The following is a 25,916-nucleotide window of genomic DNA, read 5'->3' as shown; positions in this document are numbered from 1 at the left end:
GGTATTATTTATTGGAGGTACTTTCATATGCATATTCAAGACACTCTTCCTCATCGTTATCCTTTTTTAATGATTGATAAAGTAACAAATGTAAAACATGGTGAATCCGTTACGGGATATAAACTGATTTCAAATAATGAGTGGTTTATAAATGATAATCAAAAACATATGCCTCATATGTTAATTGTAGAAGCACTTGCTCAGCTTAGTGCATTTGTAAATACAAGTGACTCTGAAGGTCTAGGCTTCCTCTCTTCGTTGGATGGGGTTGAATTCCACGGAAACGCATATCCCGGTGATAAACTTGATTTACATTATAAGCTTACTCGCAATCGTCGAGGTTTTATTCTCGGTAAAGGTACTGCAACTATTAACGATCAGCCGATTGTAACTATAGAAAAGCTATTAATATATCAAGCAGAATAGAGACGATGTAATTCGTCAGGATATCTCTCTCCTACAAATTCGTCTCACCAACATGAACAGAGTAAACAAATTACTTGGTTAGGAGCAGGAAAATGGAAAGTACTATCGGTATCGATGCTGGAGGAACATTAACGAAAATTGCTTATTTGAACGAACAAAAGCAATTAGCTTTTGAAAAATTTTATTCAAATGAACAAGATAAAATAATAGATTGGCTTAAGAAAAACACTTGTATAAAACAAATATGTATAACAGGTGGTAAAGCAAAACGATTACAGCAACTACTTTCAGACTCATATAAAATAGTAGAACTAAACGAATTTAAAGCTACTCTTGTAGGTGTCCGATACATATTAAAAGAAGAGAAATATGATATAAACAACTTTATTTTAACAAATATCGGTACAGGTACTTCCATTCATTACGTTTATAATGACAAATATATTCGAGCTGGTGGAACCGGTGTTGGCGGTGGTACTATTATGGGGCTTTCAAAATTGTTAACAAATATAGATCATTTTGAAGATGTAATTCCTTTAACAAAATTAGGTTCTAGAAAAGAACTAGATATTACGGTTGGTGATATTTATGGTGGCATTCTCTCACCTATTGATAATAGCTTAACTGCAAGCAATTTTGGTAAAGCTACCAAAACAGATTCAAATTTTAGTAGTGCTGATATACTAGCAACTGTGCAAGGACTTGTCGGTGAAGTTGTTACTGCATTAAGCCTTCAATTCGCCGAAACAAAAAACATTGACCATATTATTTATATTGGTTCGACTCTATGTAATAACGTACACCTTCAAAATATTATTAGTAGCTACACAAAATATCAAAATAAAACACCAATCTTTTTACAAGATGGTGGTAATAGCGGTGCGATTGGTGCTTTACTGTACAGAGATAATAAAGTTGTTTAATTTACAATAAAGTCATTTAAAAAATAATATAGTTGTTTAAAAATCCTTCTTCTACTAACGAGGTAGGTTAGTGGAAAAAATAGCAAGTGGGTTTAACTAGGAGAAGTGTCGATGACATTAAAGAAGACACCGAGGTGTCTTCTGTTTTTTAAATTAAGGATATCGATAAATTAAGATTTATTTACTTAACATTATACTTATTTTCGGACCGAGGCATCTAATCGGTGAGTATATACAAACCAAGTAATGCTTGCTGCTAATAATGTTGACGAAATTAAAGCTGTAAGAACACTATATGTTTGCCAAATAAGTATCGTTGACCAATCGAAGGCAAAAAACATTATACACTGGGCAATCGTAGCGATTAGGAAAATAATTGTTACGATTGTTCTCTTTTTTGTCATTGGCTGCTGCTCATTCGTTTTCCTTTTTCTTAACCCTAAGAAAAATAATAGAACGGCTAATAGGCAAAGAATAATTGTGGTAGACGACAAAATGATATCCAAAAGCTGTGTGCCGCTTATCTCATATGACTGAGTTAGATTGCCGTTTAATATATTTTTAACTTTTAGTACCAGGTTTATATTGGTATTTGCGCCGTTGCTCAGTAAGCAGATGGCTGCTCTTTCATTTGGCAGTATGGCTACTTCGGTACTAAAATTTGGATTACCCCCAGTGTGTTCTATAAACGTTTGTTCGGCGTTTACCGACCAACCTGCCGCATAATACATATCATTGACAGCCGAAACAGACATATCACCCCTATGTGATTTTTCGATGGCCCTGTGAAATATTTCGGGTATGTCCTGCACGATACCCATCTGTATGCCCATCCAACGCGCCATATCTTTTGTATTAGAAATGATATAGCCGGCAGGTTTATTCCCAGCATAATCCGGAGCGTTAAATGGAGTTGTTATAAAAAAGGAAGAACGGTAACCCTGTGCTAACTGTCCAGTGGCTTGAGCATCTTCTTTATAAACATACGTCTGGTGAAGACCTAAGGGTAGAAATACCTGTTCCTTCATAAAGTCTTCATAGCTTTGTCGTGATACAATCTCAATAACCAAACCCAATACGTCATAATTAACGGTTCCATAGTTATATTGTTCACCAGGAGAGAACGCCAATTCTGCATCTACCAGCGTTTCCACAGTCTTTTGCAACATATCAGGCGTATTACCTTGTGGAATATTTTGAGTATGTCTAATATTTGTTAGGCCGCTGGTATGGTGAAGAAAGTTATTTAGTGTAAGGTTTTGCATATCAACAGGTTTACCTTGATACTTTAACGTAAACCAAGGTAAATATTTTTGGATAGGGTCAGTCATTGATAGCAGCCCTTGCTCTTCCAATAGCAAAATCCCCATACCAGTAAAAGCTTTACTCACCGAGGCCAACTCATAGAGTGTATTTTCACTTGCAGACAGGCCCTTTTCAAGATCTGCATACCCAGAAGAAAAGTAGAACACTTCACCATCAGCAAGTATTGAGATTGACATTCCAGGCACACCTGATGTACGACAGGCATCATCTAGCAATGCTTGTATTGCCACAGATTTCGAATCTGACAACGCATAACCTTGTGTTGCGAATCCTGAGAATAATATAAATATCGTTAATACAAAAACAATAGTCTTTTTCATACACTCTCCTTTTTGAAGAATTATAAGGGTATAAATAAATTATTTTTATAACTATAAACTAAATTCTAATTTATCTTTCTATTCACCTATATAATATCAAATAATTGTGAAGAGTTACACTTAAACTAACGGGGGCGTTAGTTCAATAAGAAGTAAACAACTTTATTATTCATTTTTTAAGCATTACATAAGCAGATGGATATAATTTGAAACAACTTTAAAGAGCCTTGCTGCATATAGAATGTAGTAAGGCTCTTATCTTTTTTAGTCAAAATTCAATAACTTTATTATCACTATACATTTACTTCATGTTACGAATAAAAAAAGCTGACTTTTGTCAGCTTTTTGAAATGCGGATTTTATATGCTAAAACAGTCTCTAAATGTGGAATATTATCTTTTCTACCGTAAAAACCAACTAGTTCCCCCGTTAGAGGTGCTTATTGACGTAAAATTTGTTAGCTGTATTATTTCTTAGCTTTTTTTAATGAAATTTCAATAATTCATTTATAAATACACTAACTTAATTATCAATTTACTACAGTTTTTTTGAGTAATATACTGAAAGTAAGTTAAATTCTACATGCAATAATATTGGAAAAACAATTGATAGTGAGGAATCCGTAATCATACCATGTATGATTCCCCCTAAAAAAGCGAACAGCATAAATTTTATACTAGTCTGATTAAAGCTGTAATATTGTAAGTGAGATACAGCAAATAGAAAGGCAGATATTATAATTGGTAGCGTAACTGGTATGTAAGCTATTTCAAAATAAGGGTGTATTGAGAATGAGTTGTTAAGTATTGGTATAATCATCCCTCTAAAGATTACTTCTTCAAAAATTGGATACATAATTACAAAGTTTAAAATATTCTTTTTCCCACTTGGATTATATCCTGAGTATCGTGAAATGAAAATATTCGTTATCACGGCAATCAAGATTAATACAACAATTGATTCATAGTGAGTTGGTAAACGGAATACATAATTATCTTCATAAAAATAACTAATTATCGTCAGTAGTGTTCCCCATATATAAATAATCTCATTTTTAATCTTACAATACAACTTTTTTCAAATAACAATGCTAACTGTAATATCAACAATTTTATATGAAAAAGCTAATAAAACAGCAAGTACTAACGAAATAAAGTAACTCATATCGATTTATCCCCCATCTCACATAGACCTTTTTTCACTTCATGCATTTGTCCTCTTTCAACACTACTCTCTTCTTTCCTATATTATAAAATTTTACCATATTGTGGTGATTTATAGTGAAAAAGATTAGTTGAATACGATATAATGATTACAAAACAACGACTTCTCAATAGAGAAGTCGTTGTTTTTACACTGTGTGATTACTATTTTCCCGCCAAACTTTCCTAAACTTTATATAACAAGCAATTCTCCACGGAATGATATACGATACTGCAACGACGTAAAATAATAAACCAATCGTTTGCTGATCTAAGTCAACAATATATTGTCTTGAACCATATCTTAAAACGACAAGTGCAATAAAAGTAATTAAAAAAGCTACACTTTTTTTCGTATAAATGTTTCCGTCTTCTCTTCGCTCATAGTTTGTTAGAAATATAAGTGGGATTGCGAAAATCCCCCCAATGGATGCAGCTATAGTCACTTGTAATATAGCTGGATGTACTGGACCAAAAAACCATAAAACACCTGGTGTTAAAAATAATAATGGCCACAAAATACGTATCCCAGTCCCCTTTATAGGTTTATACATAGATCGATAACGACGCCAAAATATGAGCAGTGCAATGCATAAAAAGACTGTAATTAGTGAAGAAGTATCTCCCATTTGTTTTTCCTACTCTCCTCAAATATATACTTAATTATATTTTAAATTGTTTGCTCAAATGATACCTTTCGAATAAATATACCGCTAGTCACGACATAGACGATAGTTAATATAATTGAAATGACAATAAAGTATGGGATATCTATTAAAGATAGATTAGATGTAGAATTTAAATCCTGTATTCCTACTTCTCCATAAAGCACACTATTCAATGATATAAAAAGTGTTCCTCCTACCAAAAGACCAATCCACTTAAACCGTTTCTTAATTACTACTGCTACTTGAAAGAAAGTTGCTATTGTAACATACAATAATAGTTGTACAATAAACTGTTTTACTGAGTGTCCTCCTAAACTAGTATTAGCTATACTATACAATGTATTTTGTAAAAGAATCACTTGAAGGAATGAGAAAACCGCAGCCTGTAATATAATATAGCAAACTGATCCAATGAAAAACTGTAACCTCGTTACTCCAAACGAAACAGCTAAATGAAACAGATCATCTTGTATTATGAAGGTGCTTACTACTATAAAAAATATAATTACAATCGAAGGATTACTTAAAATATGTTGTAAAAACCCTTCCTTTATTCCTTTTAAATCCATTACACTTGTTATTCCTTTTATAAGTAATACTGCAATCCAAAATATAATAAATGCCTTATAATGAAAATTTATATGTAACTTCAATTGCTTCATTAACATCGTCATTTCACTTCACCACCAGTTATGTGTATAAATAGTTTTTGTAATGTAATGCTATCAATCAGTAACCCTTCTTTTTCAAGAGAGTAATAATCTTCATTAGAAAGTTCTTCCCATATAACAGCAATCCCCTTATTTCCATAAACTTCTCGATTTATTACTTTTTTATTGATTGAAAACTCATCCACTTTATCTTTTTTCCCTGAAATAATATGTCCTTGTTGTAATAGATCTTCCACTGATGATTGAACAACTAGTTTTCCTTCTTTTATGATGATTACATCTTCAATCACATGAGTAACTTCTTCTACTAAATGAGTCGATAATATAATTGTTCGTGGATATTCACCGTAATCTTCTAGTAGTAAATTATAAAATAACTCACGATGTGCTGCGTCTAAACCTGTAGTTGGTTCATCAAAAATAGTAATTGGCGCTCTACTTGCTAGACCTTGAATAATTCGGACGACTGTTTGCATGCCGTGTGATAGTTTATGGTATTTCTCTGTCATATTAAGCTGAAATTTATCAGCGAGTTCTTCAGCATACTTTCCATCCCAGTTTTTATAAAACATGCTGCACATCTTAAAAATTTCTTTTACTTTAAAACTTAAATGTGCTTCTTCTTTCACTCTAACAAAACAAATATTTTGCATCGCTTTACTATTCTCAAAAACATGTTCACCAAATATTGATACGCTACCACTACTTGAAGTGATTTGGCCTGCAAGTAAATTTAATAGTGTCGTTTTTCCTGCTCCGTTTCTACCGAGCAAACCATATATTTTATGCTCTTCCAATGAAATCGTTACTTCATTTACTGCTATTTTCTTTTTATATTTTTTCGTTACGGCTTTTGTTTCAAGTGCAATCATCCCTATTTCCCCTCCTTCGTAATTTTTTGAATCATATCCATCAATTCATCTTTTGATATTTCTAGTACTTTTGCTTCTTCCCACACTTTAGGTAAATATTCAGTCATAAAAGTATTTTGTCTTTTTTTAAGTACGACTTCTTTCGCTCCCTTTGCAACAAACATCCCAATCCCTCTCTTTTTATATAGAATCCCTTCATCCACTAATACATTTACCCCTTTAGCTGCAGTAGCTGGATTTATTTGTAACATCTTCGCAAATTGATTTGTTGATGGAACTTGTTCTTCTTCAAGTAATATGTCTTTTAAAATATCCGATTCAATCGTTTCTGCAATTTGTAAGTATATTAATTTATTTTGTTCCAGAGTAGGTTTCACAATTTCACCACCTTAGGTTCATAGGTTCATTACTTATGCAATTAACCATATCACATAAAAACATTTATTTCCATAAATTTCTTTTACAAAAAAAGAGAGTCATTCGTTTAAGAATGGCTCTCTTTCTAAAATGTTGAAGTATCAACTCTTGTTCTCAAATTCTTTTCATTTTATTTCAACTGCTGCACCGGATATTTAGCAAATAAAGCTTTCCGAAACTCTTTATCATTTATAAGCATTGTAATTTTTTCGTTATTATCGTTAAGGAACTTTACTCCTTTCTTTTTATCCCATATATCATTTTCTTTTGGAAAATCATCAAATTTATCATACAATATTGATAGTATATCTTCTCTTTTTATCGTGAAATTTTTATTTTCTACTTGAAACTCGTAACTTTTCGCATTTGGTACTAAAATCGCTAGATAAATAACGTTAAAGAGAAAATTCTTCTCCATTGTGTCCTTGCCATCAAACCAATACGTCTCAACCATGTCTTCTGTCAGAGTTCTATTTGCACCATAGTTTACCTTTATGCTTTCATTCTCTAAACTTATACTTTGAAATGTTTCACCACCGGGTAAATGATTAACAATTGCAACCACATCTGAGTTATTACCAACGTATGTCCCAGCATACTTCTTAAAATGACCAGGTTCAACATCAGATATTTCTTTTATTCTTTCTCCGCTAGAACAAGCAGTAATACATAAAAAAATTGTTAGCATAACAACCACAATACGATGCATATATTTCATTTAGCATTCCCCATTTTTATCGATATTTCATTCATTACAATACTTCTTCTCAAAACCCTTTAAAATATACGCATTTTAATCAAAATTAAAAATTTTCAATTTTTATGTTTACAATTATCCATTAATTGTATATACTTACTAACGTAAGAAAAAATTCTAAAAGGAGGTCGAAGGAAATGATGAAATTACAATTACATGCTTTAACTTTAGCGTTAACTGCACCTTTGTTTTTCGGACAATTAAATATGAATTCGACCACCCTAATGTAGAATTGAAAATCGCACTTTATTTCTATTAATTCATAAATTCGCCACAGGAGGTCGTATACTTTCCTGTGGCTTTTTGACGCCCAGCCATAGGGGAACTATATCTTCCTGTGGCTTTTTTGTGCGATTTTTTAGCCTCTTATATTATTTTTTAAAAAAAGGAGCAACATTCGATGACTATTAGCGTATTGTTTTTAAGTATTACGATTCAAAGAAATACAATTTCCAAAGATGAAATTTTTCATAATGAGCAAATTGAAAAAGCTATGAATGATGTTAAGGAGCGCCAAGCGCTTTATTGTGATCACCTGTAATTCCTTTTCGAAAGGAGGAATTCATTTATGACTTTTCATATTTTCTTTTTTACAACTGTACTTCAGAAAAACACTTTATCTGAAGATGAAATCATTCGTAAACAACAATTAAAACAACTGACTGATAAAATGACTGACATTAAAATTTCATACTATACGCAAATGTATTAAAAATATATTTTAAAGGAGCATTACCTTCATGAAATTTAAAGCATTCTTTTTAATAATCACCATTCAAAAACGTAAGCTTTCTCAAAGTGAGATTATGCATGAGCAACACATTCAAACTATTATGGACGAAGTAAAAGAGCACCAAGCTTCTTATTATAGCCGTCTTTTCTAAATAACTTTTAAAGGGGAAAAAACAAATGAAATTTAAAGTATTCTTTTTAACGATCACCATTCAAAAAACTAAGTTCTCAGACAGTGAGATATTGCATGACCATCAAATTAATAAAGCTATGGAGGATGTAAAAGAACGTCAAAGTCACTACTGTAGCCATCTATAATTCCTTTCGAAAGGAGGAATGTATCATGAAGTTTCACCTATTCTTTTTAACAATTACAATTCAGAAAAAGAACTTTTCTGAAGCTGAATTACAACAAGAACAACAATATAAAGAGATTATGGACGAAATTCGAGATCGTAGAAGCAAGTACTACTCTCATCTATAATCCTTTAAAAATATAAAATTTGAAAGGGGTCGATTATGATGTTGCTAGCACGCTGTAAGGAAATGATTTGGATAGTTCAGAGGGATTCCACATAGTTATAATTTGTTTTAAATTTATTTTTTGTCGTATTTAATGTGTAAAAATATCACAACAAAATGCCTATTATCTCATGCTAGAATAGGCATTTTTTCATCTTATTTTTCCAATATGTCGTAATTCATTTATTATTACTTCCGCATTTATAATTTCTACCATACCACTAAACCCCTTTTTATATGAATATCCTTTCATTAAATATATACGATATCGAGACCCATACTCCTGCCAGATTATTAAATAAAAAGGTATAGAACTCATACAGTTCTATACCTCATAATTCATCACTTTATTTTCTATTACTTCGTTTCGTCTTAAACAATCTCACTAAGTTCGATACAACTGTTTTTGTTACTGCATAAACTGGTACTGCCAAAATCATTCCGATAATTCCCGCAAAGTTACCTACCCCTAAAATTAAAATAATAATTGTTAACGGATGGATATTTAATTTTGAACTCATAATACGCGGTGAAATGATGTTACTTTCAAACTGTTGTACAATTGTTACGATAATAATTACGTACAACGCTTGCATCGGAGATACGAACAGACCTACAATAACAGCTGGTGCTGCACCGATAAATGGACCTAAGTTAGGAATGATATTTGTAAATGCTGCTATAATTCCTAAAACGAAAGCGTACGGTAAATCGATAATTAAATAACCGATAAAAGTAAAAGCACCTACAAATATACAAACGAGCGCTTGCCCTTGAATATATGCAGATAATGTTTCGTTCGTTTCCTTAATGATACGAAGTCCTTCTTCACGGTAAGACTCAGGTAATAGACTAACTGCTTTCCCTGGAAACGCATGTCCATCTTTAAACATATAAAATAAAATAAACGGTACTGTGAAGATAACTAATGCAACGTTTGTGATAATACCAAATAAAGCCGTTGCACTCGACGTAATCGTGTTTGGTATATCCTTTAAGTATTCAATCGCATTTTTCTCAATTGTTTCAATGGAAACGTAGTTTTGTGTAGATAACCATTCAAATAATCTGTGATGGGATAAATCTTGTATGTATAGTTTTCCCTCTTTAATATAACCGGGCATATTTTTCACTAAATCCATTAACTGTTGTGAGATCGTTGGAACAACTACCCCAACTCCAACTGCAGTTAATGTTATAATAAAAAGATATAACAGTAAAATCGCTAAATTTCTAGGTACTTTTTTATTCTCCAAAAAGACTAACAATGGGTTAAATATGAAGTATAAAAATAACGCGATTAAGATTGGGAAAAACAACGTTGATATGAAGATACCAATCGGTTGAAATAGAAACGATATTTTTGTGCAAATAAATATGATCGCTACAACCATTAGCACTTCTAATGTCCAAAAGTGCACTTTCGATTTCAAAAAAACGTCCTCCTTTAAACTAGCACTTCTCTTTATTGTACCAAAATAAGCAAGAATTTCACATAATATTTTCCTTTACAATATTCCAAAATACCAATAAATACACTACAATGAGATTACATACAAATTTGCAGGTAAAGGTGATAAAAATGACACAATGCATCATATGCAGAAAAGATACGAAAGAACTTAGTGAACAATATGTCATCCCCGAAATATTATGTGGATATTATTTCACAAACTCAATTTGTGATACTTGCCATGAACAAATGACAACAAATATTGATCGTCCCTTAATTCGGCATAAATTAAGTCAATTTAAGATTGAGCAAATGAAAAAACAAATTGATTCCCCGCTCTATACGAATGAACATGGTGAGGAACTTGCGGCTGCTGAGACAGATGTTGTTGAAGTAAGTGATGAAATACTTTATTCCAATGCATTAATTATGAAACTATGTAAAAAGCACGATATTTCACTACATAATGAAATTTGGAAAGAAGAACGTGTAACGAAAGTAGCTAGCTCTATTCAACGTGAATTACTTTTAGATAACCGTAAATACAAAATGAGTGTATTAAAAACAGCTTATACTTTCGCTGTACAAGCTGTTGATGGCTATTTTGAAGATCCAGATGCGATTGTTATTTCTAACATTCTATCAAATGCCGATTTTATGGAATTAAAAGAAAAAAGTATAGTTCGTGATTTGAGTAAAAGTTCTTTATGGAATACATTAAATACAAATAGCGAGAACCATTACTTTATTTTATTAAGTGATAAAGATGGCCTGTTCTGTTTCATTCGTCTATTTGATATATTTGACATTGTCGTTCATTTATCAGAAAAGAGATATGAACTTTCATCTCCAATTGTCGGGGTAAATGATGTAAATAGGCAGGAATTTTATGTCCAAACTTTAAAACAGTATATGGATGGGCTATTTAAAGAAAAAAAACCTACTATTTAATCGAAATCAGAACATACGGTCTCCTTTCTTGACGAAAAGACACTGTGTTATAATAAGTATGAAAAGAACAATACAATCACATAAACCAATTATTAATTGTAAATAAATAAAAAAGACCAGTGTGCGGCTACACACTAGTCCACGTAACTTAGCAGATTGGATTGTTCATTTATCCTATTTGTTTCTTACAAACAAAACAACCCACATTCTATTGGCATAGGTGGGTTGTTATTTTTTGAGCTTGTCTATTAAAACGACGACGAACGTTAACAATGCAACGAGAAACAGTCCACCCTGCAGTAGCAACGCTATTTCACTCACGTATTATCACCCCCCTCCTACTTTGGAGAAGTGATAATTGAACAACCAACCGCACCTTAAGTTACTATTTAATTTTACCATATTTTCTAATAGTTTACGACGAAAACCCGCAAGTGGAATACTTGCGAGTTTTTTTATCCCGTATTAACAGGCAGTAAACAAAATGAAGCAAACATAGGTGAAACTGCCTGTAAATGCCTGATTGGTTCAACTTTATTTCTCACTATTTTTTTAAAGCATATGCATCAGCTATCATTTCACCAACAATTTTATTTTCTTGTTTCTTTTCTTCTTTCAATAAAGGAAATAACAGTTCTGCCACTTCATACGCTTCTTCTAAATGAGGATATCCTGATAAAATAAACGTATCAATTCCTAACGCTTCATATTCTTTTATTCTTGTTGCTACTGTATGCGGATCTCCTACAAGAGCAGTACCCGCACCACCTCTTACAAGCCCAATTCCAGCCCATAAGTTAGGACTTATCTCTAACGACTCTCTCGTACCTTTATTTAAATGTGTCATTCGTTTTTGTCCGACTGAATCATATCTTGCAAATGTTTTTTGAGCGAGCTCAATTGTTTCATTATCGACATATTGAATTAACCTTTCAGCCTCTTCCCATGCTTCTTCTTCTGTCTCTCTTACAATTACGTGTAGTCTAATACCAAATCGTACGTTACGCCCCTTCTCTTCCGCAAGTTTTTTTACTTCATCTATTTTCTCTTTCACTTGCTCTGGTGGCTCTCCCCAAGTTAAATATACATCACTATGTTCAGCCGCAACTTCTTTACCTGCAGCGGACGATCCGCCAAAATAAATTGGTGGATACGGTGTTTGAACCGGAGGAAATACAACTTTACTCTCCGTAACTTTAATATGTTTTCCTTCTAAAGAGATTGTTTCACCTTGTAATACTGACTTCCAAACCTTTAAAAATTCATCTGCTGCTTCATATCTTTCATCATGTTCAAGATACAATCCATCACCTTGCAATTCAACAAGATCTCCTCCAGCTACTACATTAATAAGTAATCTCCCATCTGAAATTCTATCAAATGTAGATGCCATCCTCGCTGCAACTGTCGGTGACATTAGCCCTGGTCTAACTGCTACTAAAAATTTTAATTTCTCTGTCTCAGCCGCAAGAGCTGATGCTAACACCCATGGATCTTCACAACCTTGACCAGTTGGAAGTAATACACCAGTATATCCTAAATAATCAGCTGCCTGTGCAACTTGCTTATAATAACCATATTCAGCTGCTCTTCCTCTTTTTGTCGTTCCTAAATATCGACCATCTCCATAAGCCGGAATAAACCATAATAATTCCATATCTTTACACACCCCTTATTTATTTTGAAACGTATACTAACATACTCTATATAAATTACCCCTAATAATTTACCCCGCTATTTGCGGGCAGTAAGATCCCGATTGGTGAGGGCTGATAATCAGTGGGGGATGTCCCCTACTGATTAAAGTTTCACTTTATATGTTAATTCCCTGTCTCTCCTTTAAAATTATCTCGCCATCTTAAAAACTTCACTTCTAGTAAACGTACGAGTGAATCAGAAAACTTTCCAACGAATGCAAAAATAATAATGCCGCCAAATACGATATCTGTATTTGAAAATTGCCTTGCATCCATAATCATATAACCGATACCTTCTGTAGATCCCATAAGTTCTGCTACTACTAAACTCACCCATGCAACTCCTAATGATAATCTTGCTCCTAGTAATAGGTTCGGCAATGCTGCTGGTAAAATTAATTTTGTAATTAATTTTCTTTTACTAAACTCTAACACTCTGGCAACATCGAATAACTTTGAATCTACACCTCGTATCCCTAAAAACGCGTTTACGTATAGAGGAAAAAATGCACCGTCCGCAATTAATAATACTTTCGATGTTTCTCCAAAACCGAACCATAATACGAAAAGTGGCGCAACAGCTAAATGGGGTACAGTTCTTAACATCTGTACAGATGGATCTAAATATTGCTCACTTCTCGTTGAAAATCCAACAATCGTTCCTAAAATAATTCCTAAACTCCCGCCAATAAAGAAACCAGCCGCAGCTCTGAATACACTAATACTTAAATGACCGAATAACTCTCCTGTTTTTATAAGTTCTTGAAAAGCTAGTAATATATCTAATGGCGTTGGTAAAACTGTTTTAGAAACTAAATCGAATACGCCGGCTAACTGCCAAATAATTAATACGATAATCGGTATAGTAATCGCTCTTACTAGCACTTTTACATTCGTCTTTCGCACTTTCTTTACATTGTTTTTGCCAATCGTTATACTCGCCCTTTTCATAAAAGCTTTCGTATTCTCCAATTTACAAAACCTCTTTTCATTTCGCCTTTAATGCTTTTTCTACGAAAGAATTATCTACAACTTTATCTGTTTTGATTTCTTTCTTTATAGAGCCGAGCTTATATTGAAAATCCGCTGTCTTTTGCTGTTCTGCTATTATTTCTTTCGTTACTGGAACTAAAATTGGTTTGTCGTGATTAAACACTTCTTTTACAATTTCGGCATCTATTTTCTTTGCAGAAGTATATATTTTTATCGCTTCATCTAAGTTTGACTCTTGCCATACACGTGCTTTTTCATAAACTTTAAGGAATTTCTCAACTAATTCTGGATGCTCCTTCGCAAATTTTGTTCTCGCAATTAAAAACTCTGGTGAAGAAACATTTAATAGTTCACCATCTGCAATAACCTTTGCCCCTTTATTTAACGTATGTAGTGAAATGAATGGATCCCAAATGGCCCATGCATCTACTGATCCGGATTCAAATGCCGGCTGCGCTTCATCTGGTTGCAGTTGAATGACATTTACATCTTTCGCATTTATACCTTCTTTTTCTAATGCTCGATATAATAAATTAAATGCGCTACTTCCTTTTGCTACTGCAATTTTTTTACCTTTTAAATCTTTTACACTCGTAATCTTGCTATCTTTTTGTACAAGAATCCCTGTTCCTTTTCTCGCATAACTTGTATTAGCAACTTCGGTAAATTCAATACCTGCTGCTTGCGCTGAAATAACTGGGGAGTTCCCAACTTCACCAAAATCCAACCGATTTGATGCGATTGCCTCAAAATAAGGAGGTCCGCTTTGAAACTCTGTCCATTTCACCTTAACTCTTTCTTTTTTAAACTCCTCTTCAAACCACCCTTTTTTCTGTGCCAGTAAGAGCGGGCTTAATCCTTGCTGTATACCAATTTGTATTGTTACCTCTTCTTTCTTACTACTTGCAGTGTTTTTTTCACATCCTAATAAAAGTAAAGATATAACTAATGCAAAAGAAAGAACCTTACATTTTTTATACATATATAATCCACCCTTTTCCTATATACTTGTTTGAATCAGTCCCCCGTGTTCAAACTGATGTAGCACCTTCGTTCGAAGTTGTTGGAACGATTGAGAAGTTTTATTTCGCGGATAAGGCAAACTATTTTCAATAACTTTATGTATTTTCCCAGGCTTTGCACTCATGATGATAATTCGGTTTGAAAGATATATCGCCTCGTCTATATCATGAGTAACAAATATCATTGTCGTTTTCTTTTGTTCCCAAATGTTCAGCAGCACTTCTTGCAAATGACTTCGAGTAAAAGCATCCAGTGCCCCAAATGGTTCATCAAGTAATAATACATTCGGATCTCTTAATAAAGCCCTCGCAATCGCAACACGTTGTGACATTCCGCCTGAAATTTCTTTCGGATATGATTTTTCAAAACCATCCAATCGAACGATTTCAACCCATTCCTTTACCTTGTCTTTTACATACTTATCTTTTAACGACAGATCTGCAGCAACATTTTCTTCAACTGTTAACCACGGAAATAAACGATGTTCTTGAAAAATAAAACCTTGTTTTTTACTCGGTTTTACAATTTGCTCTCCATCGATGATAACTTCACCTTCAAATTCGTTATCTAACCCCGCAACAATTTTCAAAAGCGTACTTTTCCCACAACCACTCGGTCCGATTACAGTGACAAAATCACCTTTCTCTAATTGAAAATTAATATCTTCTAATACTTGAACCGTACCAGTTTGTTTCGAAAAATATTTTGATACCCCATCAATTGAAACAGTCACTTCTTCCCCTCCTTGAAATGATTCATTTAAATGAATAGATTCAGCATTTGTATAATAAAAAAACCAAAGGCATTTTATCAATAGATAAAATGCCTTTGGTTTCTCCAATCAGCAATACGTTATAGAATTAACTACATATTATACAAATATTTCCGATAAGTCAACTAGGTTTTAATGAACGATATTTATTTTTTTATAAAGAGTAGCAGTTTCTGAAATGATTTTTGGAAGTGACTCTTGAATTGTGTTTTTGACTGTATGAAGAGCCTTTTCTACATACCCGTCTTCAAATTGTTCTAACGACTCAGGTAATTCATCCTCATCCAATATAAAAAATTCTCCACTTGGAAGTATCATAATATCAAGGATTAAATCTTCAAAGGATACCACTTCATCCGTTATACATGTATTCTTTACAATATTAAAATACGAACCTAGATACCCCCCATCCTGATCTCTCCAAACGTATAAATTATATGGAAGATTTACCCAGTAATATGCAACTGTATAACTTCCTTTCGGGATTGTTAACTTCTTATCGTTTGCTGCCATTGTAAAAGAATACTGTACTTCATGATATAAAATAATTTTGTCCTGCTGCGCTTCTATTAGTAAACAAGCATGATCTATAGTTGTACCATCATATCGGATTTTTCTTTCAATAATTTCAATGTCTGACGTACGTAAGCAACTCATTTTTTATTTCCCCTTTTATTTTAGTTCTTTCATTATATCCCTTTATATTTCCATTAAGAAAGCGTTCAGTCAATTCATTCATTTTTTTAAGTTAATATTTATATAATCTCATTTTCTACTTCACAAAAAAGCCCCTTCTAAATTAGAAGGAACTCCAGTATTATTATTATTTTATAACCCATGATTTGTAAGCCTTTACTTCTAAACTAAACTTAGATTCTTTTAACCACTCTACAGCACTACATACAAGAGAAGATGAATTATCTTCAGTAATACTTTCTATTGGAATCCATCTAGCTCCTAATGAATCTTGCTCTTCAAATTGTTCCGGTACTTTGAATTCACCTCCGCACCTTTCTACAAAGTAAAAAACTGCGATATGATGTACATGTGTGTACTCATTAAATTTTGATGGAAATTGAAAATCAATTGTACATACTTGTTTTACTACCGTTACATTTAGCCCCGTCTCTTCTTTAATCTCTCTATGAAGTCCAGCTAATAATGATTCTCCATCTTCTAAACTACCACCAGGTAGATCATTACGATTTCTATATGGACCTTTAATTTTATCAATTACTAATAAATTATTGTTTTCGATACAAATGCCATACACACCAAACGCACGATGAAAATTAGTAGCATTATTCATGCTTCAACTTCTCTATAACCGCATCATAAAACTTCCGTTCCTCATCAACATTTAAGTGAACACGACTTACTGTTTTAGAAAATCCATATAACAATTGTGCTTTCACTGGCTCTTTTAGCGTTATTTCAAATGTTGGAGGTTCCTTTATAAATTCCATCACAGTTGCGTCAAGAACTTCTTTTTCTTTCTTTAAAGTTTCGCCTTTATAAAATGCAATTTTATCAATTTGTGTAAATGGTATAACAATTTTCTTTCCTAATCCGATTTGAATGATTACTCGTTCTTCTGTAACAATAATTGGATTTTTACGCATTGCTTGTATTTCAGCTAAAAAATAAAACATTGCGTATGCGTTTAAAATAAGTAAAATCCATGCTACTACTGGATTCCATTGATGAAGTAAATAATGAAAACCAATACTTTCTATTATGGTCGCATGAATGATCATGATATATACACCTATTGCACCGGTCTTTTTGTGATATGAGTATACGGATTCACCTTCCGGTACTTTTATATGCCACGATAAAAATGCATAATAGATTAACTTACACTCTGTTACAATGATATCTACTAATTTATTTCTTTTCATAGTAGCATCAAACGCTGCATCAATCGCATAAGAAAATGAAGAATATTCTCTTCTATATTCTTTATATCTTTTGATTGTATTAGGAAGCACTTTAACGATTTTATACAACAGGAATAGTTCTAGACCTACAAAAGCAATTTCTCCCGCAACTATAATATAAGAAACGTTTGAAAAAGCTTGTAAATAGTCACTTGGAATAATAAATCTCACAAATATATATCCAGCTATTACGACAGGAAATATATACGTTAGCGAGTATCTTTTTTGAATAATAAAGAAATATGTAATAATCGGAATTACAAACATACAATCTAACAAAGAACCAAGCACTACTTCTTTCGGAGCGGCTGGTACAATCGGAAGGGCATACAATAAATAGTTTGATAACAAGATGAAAGATACGAGTCCAATCCAAATGCCTTTTCGCCTTCGTGATAGTGTGACATTCATACGTTCACTCCTCTATTTAAAAACCTCGTTTAAATGATCTTTATAAAATGTAATCGCACGTTCAAATTCTTTAACTTCGTCTACTTTTATAACCGTTTCAAGTAATAATTTCATCGCGGATTCATGATCGTTAACGTTATATTTTGCTAATGATAAAAATACTTTTATCACGTCATTATCCGGAAACTGCTGCAAACCTGTTTCTAAAACTGTAATTGCTTTGTCATACTCACCTATACAACGATATGTACTTCCAAGACCGATATATGCACCGCAAAGTGACTCACCATCAAGACCATTTGCAATTGCCTGTTCATAATACGGCACAGCGTCTGTTTCAAGTCCCATTACATCATGTATCCAGGCACATTGAAAAAGCACTTCTGCATCCCGCGTAAAATTGGTTAACCCCATTAGTATCTCTCTAGATTGCGCATATTTCTTTTCATTTCTTAGTTTAATCGCTTGCTTTAATAAATGTTCCATAGAATCCACTCCTCACCAATTATTTTATGTATCCATCTTGAATGGTTAACGTTTGTGTAAAAGTAAAATTCCCATAAATTAAAGTTTCGCTTACCTATATATACTATGCGGATTCACTCTTATCCAAATACTTAAAATTATAAAGCAGTAATGTGATTACATAGTACCTCTAACCTTTTGACAATTTCTTTCGCCGTTTCATCTTTCCCATTACATAACTTCCCTTTACCGTCCTGTCCAATTACGTAGTGCACCGCTCCACGTGAATATAAAGAATGTGGTGAATTTGCAATCATTACATTTGCCTTAGATTCTTTCATTCTATTTTTCGCTCTTTCAAACAATTCTTCTTCATTTACATCACTTTCAAGTTTAAAGCCAACGAGTACGGTTTCTGGATCCCACTCTTTTATTTGCTTTAATACTTTTGGAGCCTTTTGAAAATGAATAATTGGCGCTATATCACTTGAAATTTTCCCATTCATATTAAGAACATTACCATCTTGATCACAAATTTTGTCTACAACCCAATCTGATCCAGCCGCTGCCATAATGACCGCATCGACTTTTTCATGTGTAATTATACTTTTCATTTTATCTTGTAAATCAACAATTCCTTCAAATGGGTGTAATTCTAATTGATTGTTTACATCGTTCGGTTTCTCAGCGAAATAACCGTGTAAATATATAACATGTGCTCCTTTACTTATAAACTCTTCAGCGATTATTCTACCAATTGTTCCTTTTGCCATATTCGTATGACCACGCACTTGGTCCCATTTTTCTAAACAACCACCACTCGTAATTAATACCTTTTTCCCCTTCATTGTAACCATCCCTTACTGATTTTTCTTACGAAACCATTCTGTTCCAAAGTCAACGATATCTCGTTGCTTCATAAGACGGCACGTTGCATTTCCTATTTTTCCATTTGTTACAGTTCCTGTTCGCTCAAACTCTACACCGATTTCTACAAACTTATCAGAATCGTAATCCATATCAACAAACTCTTTCCATACTCTTTCACCATTCTCTATAATTGGTGCCCCTACTTTTATTAACTCACATGCACCAGTACGTACTTCAGATAAATGTACAGACGTATTGGAATCATATCCAACACCAATTAATAATATGTATCCATCTAAATCGTATATTTTTCTTAATGGAGATTCCTCTCCTAAACTCATTGATAGCGACTGATTCATCGTTATTTCTTCCGCATGTTTTCCCCATGCAGCAAAACTTCCTAATGGATGGTTGCTACGTACTACATTCGGATATGTACGAAAACATTCAACTACTTTTCCCATTGCCCTTGTTGGTGTTATATGTGGCTCAAACGCCGGGACGTTATCTCGAATAATTTGCCACCATTCTTCAGGTACAGGTGGTCTTGACCAATGTTTCGGATCAGATAAATCCGAAGATTGAGTTGGCATAATAATTGTTCCCTCTTCCGTAATAACTTTCATTAACGCCTCTACTACCGCAACGGCTCCGCCAGATACCCAGCCAATAGAACTGAGCGAAGAATGCACAATAACCGTCATTCCTTTTTCTAACCCTAATTCTCTTAAATCATTTGTAATTGTTTTGATTGTATTTGGCAATTGTGTACTTGCCACTATGTCATTCATTTTCACGATTGTTCCCCCATTTTTTAAAACTAATACATACATATATTATCATATTTTTCTTAATTTTTAACTTAATCATTTCTGTCACTTCAAAAAAAGGTTATAAATTCACATGCATAATAATCAAATGACAATATATCGATCTCAAATAACAATAGCAGATAAATAAAAAAACTTTATTCTCTTTTCTACTATTTGAACTAATTTGCTTAATTACATACGTTTTTTCAGTATGAAGAAAAATAAAAGTGATACGTCAAAACAATACAAACACTATATATAAACGAAAGAGCCCATCACAACTGATAAGCTCTTCCGTTTCATTTACCCTTCAATTGTAACCCCTGTAAACATCGATAAGTTTCCCGTTATTTTCTCGCCTACACGTAAAAATAACCCTGCGGCTCTCCCGCTAATACAGTGTGAACCAATTAATAGTTTACCAGTATACGGACCATCCCATGTGTCAATTGTATAGTCAGGCATTTCTATGTATTGCTGATATATTTTCCGTTGTTCAAAGTAATACTCCGTTTTATCTTCAGCTAATAGTTTATCATTTTCGTATATAGATACCCCTCCGCCTTCACGTCCGTATTATAGCAACTTAAATAATTGTCTAATGAGCTCAAATTATTGATTTAATACGCATTACAGATCCAACGGATGGTTTTAAGGAATTAGACAACTGTTTATTTTTAAAATTAAACTTTTAATTATCCATATTTATTTTCACATGTTATTTCTTCATGCTTCTCTGTATATTTATAACATTATATGCACTACTATAACAGATTCTGATTTTGTAATAAATTTCAATTTATAAGTTTAACTTGCATGATGATATTGCATTCAAAGAATATCCACAGGAAAAATTTTATTTTTGTTTCACGCTATGTTAATAAAACATAGCACTTTTATGATGACAGACTGTAGATTTGTGCCATTACTTATGAAATAAACATATACAACAAAAATAAAACTGAACAATGCCTATCTAACGCAGCTTCTTTCGTTCATTAAATTCAATCAATATCATTTGGTTTCATCATATAATCCAATGACATTTGTGTTATTAACTATAATTTTTTTCTCTAATTTCTTGATTCTTTGTACCAATGTACTGTTTTGTTGTTGATGTTTTGATAAGCTATCCAATAGTACCTTTATTCTTTCTTCATACTCTTTTAAATGAATTTTTAAATTTTCAATTGTTACATCCCTTTGTTGTAAATAAAATATAGTTTCTTCGAGTTCTCTAATTTTATTTTTATTATCTATTCCCTTTACAAAAACATCCTCTTTTTCTTGGATGCTTATACAATATAATATATATGCTTCTAAAATTTCCCGATTATTATATACTGTTTGTCTTGATATACTTATATCTTTTACAATATTATTTACACTAATTTTCCCATTGCGATATTCTTGCAAAGCAACTTTTCTGCTCATTTCTTTTTGCTGTACTATTGTTTCGATTTTCAGTAAATACTGTTGGATATTAGGTTTTAAAATATTGTATTGAGGTAATTTTAATTGTTCTAATTTCATTTCAATTAATTTGATTTTATCCATTTTAAAACCTCCTCTTTTATTACTACAAATGAATTTACAATGTTATATAGTTCTGGATTCTCCTTTATTACATGTTCTGCCCCTCTCTGTGATACCTCTTTATGTAAATCTTCCAATTCAGGTAATAAATAATTTTCCACTAATCGAACTAACCTTTTTTTCTCCCTTTCAGCCTCAACATTAAAACCATTATTTTGATTATACATGATAGTTTCTTTTATTTTTATATACCTATTATAAGTTATATCTAAAAATTCAAAACTCGCAATGTGTGAAGGAGAAATTTCTGGTATGTCTAACTCTAAATTTTTAGGACATTGTCTTCCATAATTACTTTTTATACAGTACCCTTGTTCTTTTTCTCTAATCGGAGAATTTCCTTTTAATCCTTCGATTATTTCTGCTACATCAACACTAACATTTAAATTATTTTTCTTAATAAACAGATTAATTTTTCTATGTAACGCCTTTTCAACTTCTTTATCAGAACTGAGAATTGTTTTTTCTTCTTCAATTAACTTTCTTATTCCCTTTTGAGCTTCTTTCATTTGATTTTCATATTTATTTTGTTCCCTGATATAGTGTTGTGTCATATATAAACTTAAATGATTCATATGCTCTCGTATCCAGTCTAGATCTACATTTTGCTCATACAATTTAGTACAAACAGTAACCCTATACTGGTGTGGGAGAGGGCAGTATACAATATCAGTATCTTTTAATCCTTTTATCAATGCTTGAGGTGAATATCGAAATTTCTTAATATCATAAACAGACAGTGATTTAAAATTATCATCTTCATCTAATGATAGATTTAAACAGGGAATCTTATCCTTATTTTTCAATACAAAATTAAATAATGCTCTGCGTATACACTGAGATTCTAATGGTCTTCCCTTATACCTACCGGTTTTACCATACACTCCCAATAAATAAGCTGAGTTTTCCTTTTTTCTATCCTCTTTAGTCATTTCTACAAGCGTATTATATGCCAATACAGCATGTTGCGTTAAAAAGGTTTTTGTCCATGCATAAGATTCTCCTGTAATGGTTTTATAAGTAATAAATTTTAAATATGAGATTTTTTCATTTCCATTAAAAATATTTACTTCTTCAATTTGATTTGCTTCTAGTAATCTTAACTCCCCCACTCTCATACCAGTTTGAGATAAAAGTATAATCATACATGCAGCTTTTTTTGTTATTTTGTCTTGATTTTCATCCAAAATACTATCTAATGCCACCTTTATAATACAATTCAATATATCTTCTGGAATTAAGGTTGTTTTTCTATTTTCAATTTCTGCTTGAATTTGCTGTTGATTAATTGTCGATAATAAGTATTTATAAATATATTTAAAATTCACTCTTCCATCATAAAATTCAATCTTTTTTAAAAACGCCACCACAACTTTTATTTGAACAGATTTTAAAATTTCTGATATATCCTTGCATACTTCTTCTATATATTGTTTAAAAAGAGAATGTGAAAATAATTTGTAATCATCTACCAATTTATCATTCAAAAAATTCATGAATTTCATTAAACATTTATAACGTTGTTTTATTGTGGAAAATCTCAATCGCTTTATCAAAATTAATTCTAATATATATTGTTTTGCATACGTTTTGAATGGGTTAACTACTTCCGAAAAATTAAAATTATAATCATTATGCTTTCCTACTATTATTGTAACTGGATCAAAAAAATCCCATATATCATCATTGAAATATATTTCTTTATTTCTCAATGGTAACCTAAAGATATTATTTAAATTCATCTGATTAATTTCTGGTTTAACAAATAGCTCCTCTAACTCATCAACATACCATTGTAACCCACTAAAATTAATAAATTCTTTAGGCATCTTTTGATCGCTCCTCCTTTAATTCATATAGCTTTTTCAGATATACTACATATAATTTCTTAATATGTAATAACTCAACTTTCTCATCATAAACACTCTGCTTAATATCTTTTTCTATTTGTTTTATACTTTCTATTATGTATGGAATTCGATCTAAGGTTGTTATAAAACTAGGACACATTAAACAATCTAGATCTTTTTCTGCAATACATGTTCCTGCTCCACAATACCCACTCTCATTTCGTACTGTAACAGATTTTAAAGAATAAATTTCATTTGAAATACCCTCCCTAGGATTTTCCACTACCGTCCCATTAACTATTACATTATCTAACTTAATATAGAACATTGCCTCCAAGTAATTTTGAATATTACTTTTTCGATAGTGCTTAATTGTAGTTTCCATATTTGCATGCCCAGTTACCTTATGAATATCAAATATATTAACTCCTTGTTTTTTACCTTCTTCAAAAATGTTGCTCATAAATGTATCTCTTAAGTTATAAACAGTATAATTATCTTGAGATAAATCTAAATTTTTAATAGTTCTTCTAAAATCACGATAAAATACATCTCTCGTAATGACTCTTATTCCTCCCTTAATAGAAGCATTAAGAAATACGTATTCATTTATTGTCTTATCATTTTTATTTTCATTCCTTAGGAATTCTGTAATTTCAATTGCTAAATTTATTAGCCTCATTACATATTGATTAGGATAATATTTCTGTTTTGCACTGCCCTTTGTCTTTCGTAGCACCATTAGAACATCATTATCATTAATTCTTTTGATATCTTTCACTTTAATGCTTAAAATCTCATTGATTCTTAAATTAGTTGTCAATTTAATCGATAAAATTACCCAATATAATTTATACTTTAACTCACCTGTTTTCTCTTTCTTTTTATATTCACAAATAATCTTATCTAAATCTTCTTTCAATATCGGATTAGGTTTTGCTTCCCCTTTTTCAATTTGATTTAACAATTCGAAACATTGTGTTTCTACTTTTTCTAATTCATATTTTGATATATGTTTTAAGAAATCTTTAACTACATATATATGCGAATTTACAGATTTGTTATTTTGATATTTATATAAAGTATATAATCGGAACGCAGCAATATTTTCAGCTATAAAAATCATTTTTTTATTTGAATTCACTTTTGTTAATGTAGTACAAGAATAATTAAAATCTATTTTCTTTTGTATATACTTTATAAAATAAAACAGACTATATATATCTTTAGATTTCGTATGAATATTTAATTCAGAATGCCAAAACCAATGTTTTAACAGATATCTAAACCTTTCATTTTTTACTTTTAGAAAATCCACTAAAAAATACTCATTATATCTTTTTACAGTACTTCCTTTTTCCTCACCATTCGGGGCAACTACCCATCTATGGAAAATAGGAATTTCATCTAATTTATTTGCATATACAACCTTAAAACCTTTCGCATATATATTGTGAAAATCCGGACGAAATAGCATGTGTTTATTGATACCATCATTTAAAGAAAACATCTCATATTTTTGACATAAAAATATATAGAAATTAACTAAAAAACGAGCATAACGTCCTTTGCTATTTGATAGATCTAAATTACGAAAAAAGCGATATTGTTTTTTTAATGTATCTATATTAAAATCCACAAAATTCTGTGGAAATGCAGGCAAAACCATAAAACTTTGTTCAAACCAATATATAAATTTTCGTATGCGAGTATGTCTTTGTTCTGTAAATTTAAGTGTATCTACAAACTCTCTAAGTATTTCTCTAATGAAATGATTATGACAATGCAAATATAAAAAGGTTACTTTTACTCCATCCGTACATTTCTGTAGATTCAACGGATTGGAGCCCTCAAAAAATACTGTTTTAGTTGTACTACCACCTAATTTCTCTGTAAATATCCATTGATTTTCTTTCAAATAATCCGAATTTTGATCTAGAATTCTTTGAGTTTCATACGCAAAACCATAGACTCCCCTAATTTCAGATAAACCACTTCCACATTGTTGTAATTGTTTACACATTTCATTCCAAGATAATTCATTCATACCTATGTTCGAAAATGTCTGTGCCCATAATTTCAAATTAATCTTATATGATGTTTCATTATTTTCAAGTAATAAAATATCTGTTCTTTTTTCTTTTAAGAAATCTAATAAAAGGTTAACAATCTTTTGATCTTGTACAATTCTTTTCAAATGATTTTTATATGACTCTACATTTTTCTCAAAAAAATATCCATCGATTT

At 31.8% G+C, this 25,916-nt stretch carries 29 protein-coding genes and 2 pseudogenes; 8 read left to right on the top strand and 23 right to left on the bottom strand.

From position 1 onward, the window contains the following. Positions 1–27 precede the first annotated feature (27 nt). Both ACUN0F_RS18780 and coaW read left to right on the top strand, forming a co-directional pair. Complete coding sequence (locus ACUN0F_RS18780; protein WP_087983795.1) at positions 28–426, top strand: 3-hydroxyacyl-ACP dehydratase FabZ family protein; 399 nt, start codon at positions 28–30, stop codon at positions 424–426. A 92-nt stretch (positions 427–518) separates the two neighbouring features. Further along, positions 519–1,349 carry a type II pantothenate kinase gene (gene coaW / locus ACUN0F_RS18775; protein ID WP_445539922.1) on the top strand — a complete coding sequence of 277 codons (831 nt, stop codon included), beginning with the start codon at positions 519–521 and terminating at the stop codon, positions 1,347–1,349. A 197-nt stretch (positions 1,350–1,546) separates the two neighbouring features. Here the strand turns inward: coaW and ACUN0F_RS18770 are convergent, their stop codons facing one another. From ACUN0F_RS18770 to ACUN0F_RS18740, 7 genes and pseudogenes are all read right to left on the bottom strand, one after another. Continuing rightward, the gene (locus ACUN0F_RS18770; RefSeq protein ID WP_445539921.1) at positions 1,547–2,995 is read right to left on the bottom strand and encodes a serine hydrolase domain-containing protein; all 1,449 of its coding nucleotides are present in this window, start codon (positions 2,993–2,995) and stop codon (positions 1,547–1,549) included. A 537-nt stretch (positions 2,996–3,532) separates the two neighbouring features. After that, a pseudogene (locus tag ACUN0F_RS18765) lies at positions 3,533–4,159 on the bottom strand (lysostaphin resistance A-like protein). Positions 4,160–4,346: 187 nt separating this feature from the next. Next, positions 4,347–4,826 carry a CcdC family protein gene (locus tag ACUN0F_RS18760; protein WP_264461776.1) on the bottom strand — a complete coding sequence of 160 codons (480 nt, stop codon included), beginning with the start codon at positions 4,824–4,826 and terminating at the stop codon, positions 4,347–4,349. 41 nt (positions 4,827–4,867) lie between these two features. Next, on the bottom strand, positions 4,868–5,539 hold the full coding sequence (locus ACUN0F_RS18755) for a DUF4052 domain-containing protein (RefSeq protein WP_264461777.1): 672 nt from the start codon (positions 5,537–5,539) through the stop codon (positions 4,868–4,870). Continuing rightward, complete coding sequence (locus tag ACUN0F_RS18750; protein WP_264461778.1) at positions 5,536–6,408, bottom strand: ABC transporter ATP-binding protein; 873 nt, start codon at positions 6,406–6,408, stop codon at positions 5,536–5,538. The genes ACUN0F_RS18755 and ACUN0F_RS18750 overlap by 4 nt, the downstream gene beginning before the upstream one ends. Positions 6,409–6,410: 2 nt before the next feature. Continuing rightward, complete coding sequence (locus ACUN0F_RS18745) at positions 6,411–6,785, bottom strand: GntR family transcriptional regulator (RefSeq protein WP_000805192.1); 375 nt, start codon at positions 6,783–6,785, stop codon at positions 6,411–6,413. 170 nt (positions 6,786–6,955) lie between these two features. Beyond that, the gene (locus ACUN0F_RS18740) at positions 6,956–7,543 is read right to left on the bottom strand and encodes a DUF4825 domain-containing protein (RefSeq protein WP_264461779.1); all 588 of its coding nucleotides are present in this window, start codon (positions 7,541–7,543) and stop codon (positions 6,956–6,958) included. Between the two features lie 439 nt (positions 7,544–7,982). On the opposite strand from ACUN0F_RS18740, the gene ACUN0F_RS18735 reads away from it, so the two are divergent. From ACUN0F_RS18735 to ACUN0F_RS18715, 5 genes are read left to right on the top strand one after another with little or no spacing between them, the layout of a single operon-like run. Then, positions 7,983–8,123 carry a YrzI family small protein gene (locus tag ACUN0F_RS18735; RefSeq protein WP_000156189.1) on the top strand — a complete coding sequence of 47 codons (141 nt, stop codon included), beginning with the start codon at positions 7,983–7,985 and terminating at the stop codon, positions 8,121–8,123. Between the two features lie 27 nt (positions 8,124–8,150). Then, on the top strand, positions 8,151–8,294 hold the full coding sequence (locus ACUN0F_RS18730) for a YrzI family small protein (protein ID WP_046954356.1): 144 nt from the start codon (positions 8,151–8,153) through the stop codon (positions 8,292–8,294). A gap of 28 nt (positions 8,295–8,322) precedes the next feature. After that, positions 8,323–8,466 carry a YrzI family small protein gene (locus tag ACUN0F_RS18725; protein WP_060487131.1) on the top strand — a complete coding sequence of 48 codons (144 nt, stop codon included), beginning with the start codon at positions 8,323–8,325 and terminating at the stop codon, positions 8,464–8,466. 25 nt (positions 8,467–8,491) lie between these two features. Then, the gene (locus ACUN0F_RS18720; protein WP_000669812.1) at positions 8,492–8,632 is read left to right on the top strand and encodes a YrzI family small protein; all 141 of its coding nucleotides are present in this window, start codon (positions 8,492–8,494) and stop codon (positions 8,630–8,632) included. 25 nt (positions 8,633–8,657) lie between these two features. Further along, positions 8,658–8,798: a YrzI family small protein gene (locus ACUN0F_RS18715; RefSeq protein WP_000668502.1), complete on the top strand. Its 141-nt coding sequence runs from the start codon at positions 8,658–8,660 to the stop codon at positions 8,796–8,798. A gap of 385 nt (positions 8,799–9,183) precedes the next feature. On the opposite strand, the gene ACUN0F_RS18710 is transcribed toward ACUN0F_RS18715, so the two are convergent. Further along, a complete protein-coding gene (locus ACUN0F_RS18710; protein ID WP_000837880.1) occupies positions 9,184–10,269 on the bottom strand; it encodes an AI-2E family transporter in 1,086 nt (361 codons plus the stop codon). 149 nt (positions 10,270–10,418) lie between these two features. On the opposite strand from ACUN0F_RS18710, the gene ACUN0F_RS18705 reads away from it, so the two are divergent. Next, a complete protein-coding gene (locus ACUN0F_RS18705; protein ID WP_046954359.1) occupies positions 10,419–11,240 on the top strand; it encodes an HNH endonuclease in 822 nt (273 codons plus the stop codon). A gap of 228 nt (positions 11,241–11,468) precedes the next feature. Here the strand turns inward: ACUN0F_RS18705 and ACUN0F_RS18700 are convergent, their stop codons facing one another. The 15 genes and pseudogenes from ACUN0F_RS18700 to ACUN0F_RS18630 all read right to left on the bottom strand — a co-directional run bounded on the left by ACUN0F_RS18700 (position 11,469) and on the right by ACUN0F_RS18630 (position 25,866). Continuing rightward, on the bottom strand, positions 11,469–11,561 hold the full coding sequence (locus ACUN0F_RS18700) for a putative holin-like toxin (RefSeq protein WP_001289320.1): 93 nt from the start codon (positions 11,559–11,561) through the stop codon (positions 11,469–11,471). A 223-nt stretch (positions 11,562–11,784) separates the two neighbouring features. Beyond that, positions 11,785–12,897: an FMNH2-dependent alkanesulfonate monooxygenase gene (ssuD, locus tag ACUN0F_RS18695; protein ID WP_445539920.1), complete on the bottom strand. Its 1,113-nt coding sequence runs from the start codon at positions 12,895–12,897 to the stop codon at positions 11,785–11,787. A gap of 163 nt (positions 12,898–13,060) precedes the next feature. Next, positions 13,061–13,909: an ABC transporter permease gene (locus ACUN0F_RS18690; protein ID WP_445539919.1), complete on the bottom strand. Its 849-nt coding sequence runs from the start codon at positions 13,907–13,909 to the stop codon at positions 13,061–13,063. A gap of 16 nt (positions 13,910–13,925) precedes the next feature. Beyond that, positions 13,926–14,912 carry an aliphatic sulfonate ABC transporter substrate-binding protein gene (locus tag ACUN0F_RS18685; protein WP_264461782.1) on the bottom strand — a complete coding sequence of 329 codons (987 nt, stop codon included), beginning with the start codon at positions 14,910–14,912 and terminating at the stop codon, positions 13,926–13,928. An 18-nt stretch (positions 14,913–14,930) separates the two neighbouring features. Then, positions 14,931–15,686, bottom strand: coding sequence for an ABC transporter ATP-binding protein (locus ACUN0F_RS18680; protein ID WP_088608859.1), 756 nt, complete (start codon positions 15,684–15,686; stop codon positions 14,931–14,933). A gap of 171 nt (positions 15,687–15,857) precedes the next feature. Further along, entirely contained in the window at positions 15,858–16,382 is a 525-nt protein-coding gene (locus tag ACUN0F_RS18675) for a DUF402 domain-containing protein (RefSeq protein WP_088063766.1), read from the bottom strand. 166 nt (positions 16,383–16,548) lie between these two features. Continuing rightward, on the bottom strand, positions 16,549–17,034 hold the full coding sequence (locus ACUN0F_RS18670) for an NUDIX hydrolase (protein WP_445539918.1): 486 nt from the start codon (positions 17,032–17,034) through the stop codon (positions 16,549–16,551). Beyond that, positions 17,027–18,076, bottom strand: a complete 1,050-nt coding sequence (locus tag ACUN0F_RS18665) for a hypothetical protein (protein ID WP_445539917.1) — start codon at positions 18,074–18,076, stop codon at positions 17,027–17,029. The genes ACUN0F_RS18670 and ACUN0F_RS18665 overlap by 8 nt, the downstream gene beginning before the upstream one ends. Before the next feature lie 12 nt (positions 18,077–18,088). Beyond that, positions 18,089–18,562, bottom strand: a complete 474-nt coding sequence (locus ACUN0F_RS18660; RefSeq protein ID WP_137036125.1) for a tetratricopeptide repeat protein — start codon at positions 18,560–18,562, stop codon at positions 18,089–18,091. 137 nt (positions 18,563–18,699) lie between these two features. After that, positions 18,700–19,389 carry a phosphopantothenoylcysteine decarboxylase domain-containing protein gene (locus tag ACUN0F_RS18655; RefSeq protein ID WP_048566190.1) on the bottom strand — a complete coding sequence of 230 codons (690 nt, stop codon included), beginning with the start codon at positions 19,387–19,389 and terminating at the stop codon, positions 18,700–18,702. A 12-nt stretch (positions 19,390–19,401) separates the two neighbouring features. Further along, entirely contained in the window at positions 19,402–20,202 is an 801-nt protein-coding gene (aacC, locus tag ACUN0F_RS18650) for a BA2930 family N-acetyltransferase (protein WP_131701107.1), read from the bottom strand. A 324-nt stretch (positions 20,203–20,526) separates the two neighbouring features. After that, positions 20,527–20,799: pseudogene (locus tag ACUN0F_RS18645) on the bottom strand (glutathionylspermidine synthase family protein); the annotation flags it as partial. 438 nt (positions 20,800–21,237) lie between these two features. Further along, positions 21,238–21,780, bottom strand: a complete 543-nt coding sequence (locus ACUN0F_RS18640) for a hypothetical protein (RefSeq protein ID WP_445539916.1) — start codon at positions 21,778–21,780, stop codon at positions 21,238–21,240. Beyond that, complete coding sequence (locus ACUN0F_RS18635; RefSeq protein WP_445539915.1) at positions 21,762–23,648, bottom strand: tyrosine-type recombinase/integrase; 1,887 nt, start codon at positions 23,646–23,648, stop codon at positions 21,762–21,764. The genes ACUN0F_RS18640 and ACUN0F_RS18635 overlap by 19 nt, the downstream gene beginning before the upstream one ends. Next, a complete protein-coding gene (locus ACUN0F_RS18630; RefSeq protein ID WP_445539914.1) occupies positions 23,641–25,866 on the bottom strand; it encodes a tyrosine-type recombinase/integrase in 2,226 nt (741 codons plus the stop codon). Before ACUN0F_RS18630 ends, ACUN0F_RS18635 begins: the two co-directional genes overlap by 8 nt. Between the last annotated feature and the right edge of the window lie 50 nt (positions 25,867–25,916).

Source organism: Bacillus sp. 1A, from assembly GCF_052682215.1.
This window is presented reverse-complemented; position numbering and strand designations above follow the sequence as displayed.

What these genes read in the sequence shown, in the direction of transcription:
- ACUN0F_RS18665 (WP_445539917.1), bottom strand. Translation starts at nt 18,076, where the DNA reads ATGAATGTCACACTATCACGAAGGCGAAAAGGCATTTGGATTGGACTC.
- aacC (WP_131701107.1), bottom strand. Translation starts at nt 20,202, where the DNA reads ATGAATGACATAGTGGCAAGTACACAATTGCCAAATACAATCAAAACA.
- ACUN0F_RS18730 (WP_046954356.1), top strand. Translation starts at nt 8,151, where the DNA reads ATGACTTTTCATATTTTCTTTTTTACAACTGTACTTCAGAAAAACACT.
- ACUN0F_RS18720 (WP_000669812.1), top strand. Translation starts at nt 8,492, where the DNA reads ATGAAATTTAAAGTATTCTTTTTAACGATCACCATTCAAAAAACTAAG.
- ACUN0F_RS18670 (WP_445539918.1), bottom strand. Translation starts at nt 17,034, where the DNA reads ATGAATAATGCTACTAATTTTCATCGTGCGTTTGGTGTGTATGGCATT.
- ACUN0F_RS18760 (WP_264461776.1), bottom strand. Translation starts at nt 4,826, where the DNA reads ATGGGAGATACTTCTTCACTAATTACAGTCTTTTTATGCATTGCACTG.
- ACUN0F_RS18660 (WP_137036125.1), bottom strand. Translation starts at nt 18,562, where the DNA reads ATGGAACATTTATTAAAGCAAGCGATTAAACTAAGAAATGAAAAGAAA.
- ACUN0F_RS18655 (WP_048566190.1), bottom strand. Translation starts at nt 19,389, where the DNA reads ATGAAGGGGAAAAAGGTATTAATTACGAGTGGTGGTTGTTTAGAAAAA.
- ACUN0F_RS18770 (WP_445539921.1), bottom strand. Translation starts at nt 2,995, where the DNA reads ATGAAAAAGACTATTGTTTTTGTATTAACGATATTTATATTATTCTCA.
- ACUN0F_RS18750 (WP_264461778.1), bottom strand. Translation starts at nt 6,408, where the DNA reads ATGATTGCACTTGAAACAAAAGCCGTAACGAAAAAATATAAAAAGAAA.
- ACUN0F_RS18675 (WP_088063766.1), bottom strand. Translation starts at nt 16,382, where the DNA reads ATGAGTTGCTTACGTACGTCAGACATTGAAATTATTGAAAGAAAAATC.
- ACUN0F_RS18685 (WP_264461782.1), bottom strand. Translation starts at nt 14,912, where the DNA reads ATGTATAAAAAATGTAAGGTTCTTTCTTTTGCATTAGTTATATCTTTA.
- ACUN0F_RS18755 (WP_264461777.1), bottom strand. Translation starts at nt 5,539, where the DNA reads ATGACGATGTTAATGAAGCAATTGAAGTTACATATAAATTTTCATTAT.
- ACUN0F_RS18735 (WP_000156189.1), top strand. Translation starts at nt 7,983, where the DNA reads ATGACTATTAGCGTATTGTTTTTAAGTATTACGATTCAAAGAAATACA.
- ACUN0F_RS18740 (WP_264461779.1), bottom strand. Translation starts at nt 7,543, where the DNA reads ATGAAATATATGCATCGTATTGTGGTTGTTATGCTAACAATTTTTTTA.
- ACUN0F_RS18640 (WP_445539916.1), bottom strand. Translation starts at nt 21,780, where the DNA reads ATGGATAAAATCAAATTAATTGAAATGAAATTAGAACAATTAAAATTA.
- ssuD (WP_445539920.1), bottom strand. Translation starts at nt 12,897, where the DNA reads ATGGAATTATTATGGTTTATTCCGGCTTATGGAGATGGTCGATATTTA.
- ACUN0F_RS18715 (WP_000668502.1), top strand. Translation starts at nt 8,658, where the DNA reads ATGAAGTTTCACCTATTCTTTTTAACAATTACAATTCAGAAAAAGAAC.
- ACUN0F_RS18705 (WP_046954359.1), top strand. Translation starts at nt 10,419, where the DNA reads ATGACACAATGCATCATATGCAGAAAAGATACGAAAGAACTTAGTGAA.
- coaW (WP_445539922.1), top strand. Translation starts at nt 519, where the DNA reads ATGGAAAGTACTATCGGTATCGATGCTGGAGGAACATTAACGAAAATT.
- ACUN0F_RS18725 (WP_060487131.1), top strand. Translation starts at nt 8,323, where the DNA reads ATGAAATTTAAAGCATTCTTTTTAATAATCACCATTCAAAAACGTAAG.
- ACUN0F_RS18635 (WP_445539915.1), bottom strand. Translation starts at nt 23,648, where the DNA reads ATGCCTAAAGAATTTATTAATTTTAGTGGGTTACAATGGTATGTTGAT.
- ACUN0F_RS18780 (WP_087983795.1), top strand. Translation starts at nt 28, where the DNA reads ATGCATATTCAAGACACTCTTCCTCATCGTTATCCTTTTTTAATGATT.